The organism is Fundidesulfovibrio sp., assembly GCF_058402725.1.
On record NZ_JBZVFJ010000238.1, the window covers coordinates 1 to 3,264 of the forward strand.

The 3,264-nt window shown below is 69.7% G+C and carries 3 protein-coding genes; all 3 read right to left on the reverse strand.

Annotation, left to right across the window (positions count from 1 at the left end):
- Positions 1-377: 377 nt before the first annotated feature.
- Complete coding sequence (locus tag ACV4UX_RS18005) at positions 378-716, reverse strand: hypothetical protein (protein WP_491594658.1); 339 nt, start codon at positions 714-716, stop codon at positions 378-380.
- Between the two features lie 17 nt (positions 717-733).
- Positions 734-2,395, reverse strand: a complete 1,662-nt coding sequence (locus tag ACV4UX_RS18010) for an ABC1 kinase family protein (protein ID WP_491594659.1) — start codon at positions 2,393-2,395, stop codon at positions 734-736.
- A gap of 48 nt (positions 2,396-2,443) precedes the next feature.
- Positions 2,444-3,264, reverse strand: an 821-nt coding sequence (locus tag ACV4UX_RS18015; RefSeq protein WP_491594660.1) for a RecQ family zinc-binding domain-containing protein, incomplete at its 5' end; no start/stop codon positions are given.

The following is a 3,264-nucleotide window of genomic DNA, read 5'->3' on the forward strand; positions in this document are numbered from 1 at the left end:
TCCCCGACCCCAGCCGCACAGCCGTGCATCCCTGAAGCCGAGGCCAACGAAGAACCGTAAGCCCGGCTGCCGCTGCGCCGGGACGCCCGGTACGGTGGATCGGTGCGGCAGGGTGGCCGGGGGAGGAGCCTTCGACGGCCAAAGGGCTTCGCCCTCTGGACTCCCAAGTTGCATCGCGGGCTTCACCGGCTACGCCTTCGTCTCCAGCACAGCAGCACGGTCTTGTCCGGTGAAGCCCGCGAAGCAATCGCCTGACAGCTTGTTAATGGGATGGCCCCGCCCCCCTTGGAGGCATACGACCTCCGGGGTGAGCTAAACCCTAAATGGAGGGCGCCTCTTCCCCGACCCCAGCCGCACAGCCGTGCAGGCGTACCGCGTTATTTCCCGCCGCCTGACTTGCCGTGCTTGTGCGCAGCGAGCTTTGCTTCCAGGTCGGCCACGCGTTGCTTGAGCGCTTCCACGTCTTCCACGCGGGCCAGGCCGAGGCGTTCCAGCAGGGCGTCCAGTTCGGCTTCGCCGGCGTCGGCGGCATCCTGGGCTCCGGCTTGCGCGCCCTGGGCCACGCGGGTGAGCACGCCGCGCAGGTGTTCGCGGAGTTCTTCCAGGGGGAGGCCGTCGGAGGAGACGGGCGGGGTGAGGGCGTCCATGATCTCGTCCTTGAGGAGCAGCCCGGCCCCGAGTCCGGTATAGAAGCCTTTCTTCAGCAGGTCTTTCATGATGGTCTCCGTTCCCGCTAGGTGTCGCGGAACATCTTGAAGGTGATGAACACGCCCAGGAGCCCCGACAGGGCGAAGCCGGCAAGGCCGAAGGCGGGCATGCCCCACACCTGCGGCCCCAGGCCCGAGTCGAAGACCAGGGCAGAGCTGACGGCCAGGGCCGCAGTGACCAGCGCCCCCCCCAGACGGTTGCCGATCTGGCGGAAGGTGGCGGGCATCCTGCCGAAATCGTGCTGTTTGAGTTCCACGCTCAGCTGACCGGCCCCGAGCTTGCGCAGCACGGCGTCGGCCCGGCGCGGGAAGGCGGCCAGGATGCGTCCGGCTTCCTCCAGTTCGGTCCAGAGTGAGCGGTCCGAGAGGCCGGGGATCAGTCGGCGCAGGGTCTGGGCCTGTGCGAGACCCGAGAGGTTGGCGGTCGGGTCCAGCTGCGGCCAGAGGCACTTGAGGGCGGCCTCGGTGGCCAGCATGGCCCGGGCCACCAGCACGAAGTCCGGCCTGGGGGAGAGACCGTGCTCGCGGCAGACGTTGGTGACCTCCAGCATGTGGCTGCCCAGCAGCCCGCCGCCGCAGGGGGTGCGGAACTTCTGCATCACGAACATCAGGTCCGATTCCAGGCTCAGCACGTCCAGGTCGGGCGGCGCGGCGAAGGACATCTCTTCGACCACGCGCGCCAGCCGCGCGGGGTCGTTTCCGGCAAGGGCGATCACGCAGTCGCCCAGGGCGGAACGCAGGGCGGGGGCCAGGCGGCCGCACATGCCGAAATCCAGGTAGCACAGGCGGGCGCGGCCCACCACGCGGAGGTTGCCCAGATGCGGGTCGCCGTGGAAGAAGCCTTCCAGCATGATCTGGCGTACGGCCGCCTCCAGGCCCAGTTCGGCCAGTTCGCGGCGCTCCTCGGCCGTGCCCAGAAAGCCGTCGAGCCTGTCGCCCTCCACGAAGTCCATCACCAGCACGTCGGGGCGCACCCTGTCGGTGTGCGGCCTCGGGGCGAAGATGCGGGGATTGTCCCGGAACAGCTCGTTGAAGGCCAGCATGTTCACGGCTTCGTTGGTGAAATCCAGCTCGCGGCGCACGTTCTTGCGCAGCTCCCGCACCACCTCGACCGGGCGGAACGGGCGCACGGCGGGTGCGCGCTCCTCCAGGAGTTCGGCCAGGAACTCCAGGATGTCCAGGTCGGCCCGGAGGGTGTCGGCCACGCCGGGCAAGCGGACCTTCACGGCAACCAGTGAGCCGTCGTCGGCGCGCCGGGCGCGGTGAACCTGCGAGACCGAGGCCGTTGCCACGGGCAGGTGCTCGAAATCGCTGAACAGGTCCTGCAGGGAGCGCCCGAAGGCCTCCTCGACGGCGGCCCGGATCACCGGGAACGAGGCGGGGGGCAGGTTTTCCTGGAGCGTCTTGAGCTCGTCGCACAGCTCCGTGGGGATCATGTCCGGGCGCATGGAGAGGATCTGGCCGATCTTCACCGCCGTGGGCCCCAGTTCCTCGGTGATGAGCTTCAGGCGCTTCCATACGGGCAGTGGAACCACGGGAGGGCGGCGCTTGCGCCAGAACGGGACGCGGCGCAGGCCCAGGCGGTCGAGCAGCTCCTCGAAGCCGTGGCGCGCCAGCACGGAGACGATGATGCGCAGGCGGTTGGCCGAAGCCAGCGGCGTGTAGCGGATGAGGGTCGAGACGTTCATATCACCCGGCTGATAGCCCGGAACATCGTGCGAAACAAGGCCGCCGGATCAGCCGCCGGCGGCGCGCCGATCCCGCAGGACCTCTTCCGCCAGGCCGAGCACCATGCGGAAGGGCACGCGCTCGAAGAGCCCGAAGGCCGGATGGTCCTTGAGGCGGACCGTGGCCGGGCTCGCCAGACCGCAGAGGAAACGCGCCAGACGCCGGGGGGTGTCCAGGCGGTCCAGCCGTTCCTCCAGCAACGCCTCCAGCTTGGCCAGGGAGCGCCTGCGCGGCGCGCGCGGAACCAAGGCGGGAGGTCGGCACGGCGGTTCGCCCAGGCACGGCCCGCAGTGGCCGCAAGGGCCGCGCTCCTCTCCGAAATAGCCAAGCAGCGCCCGCGTGAGGCAGTTGGGCTCCCCGGCCAGGTCCATCATCTGGCGCACGCGGGCAAGCTCCCGGTTCTCGCGTTCCCCGAAGCGGCGCATCAGGTCGCGCACCAGGTCGTCCAGGGACTCGGGACGCCTGACCACCCGGTAGCGCTGGCGCGTGCCGCTGGCCTTGAGGTCGATGTCGCCCCGGGTGTGCAGGTACTCCAGGGCCGCCACGATGCGCTCCCGGGGCTCTCCCGTCCTGACGCCCGCGTCCTCCACGTCCAGACCGAAGCTGCCGCCGCGCTTCTTGCGGCAGCACGAGAGCACCGAGCGCAGGAACGCCTGGCGCGGCGCGTCGAAAGGGGCCAGCATTTCCGAGGACGGCTTGTTGGGCGTGAGCGAGTAGTCCGTGAAGATGTGGCCCAAAGCGCGCACGAAGCCGTCCAGCTCCAGGTAGGTGAGCAGCGTGCGCACCACCAGTTCCCGGATGTCGTGCCGGTTGGCCAGTCCCGCAGGCG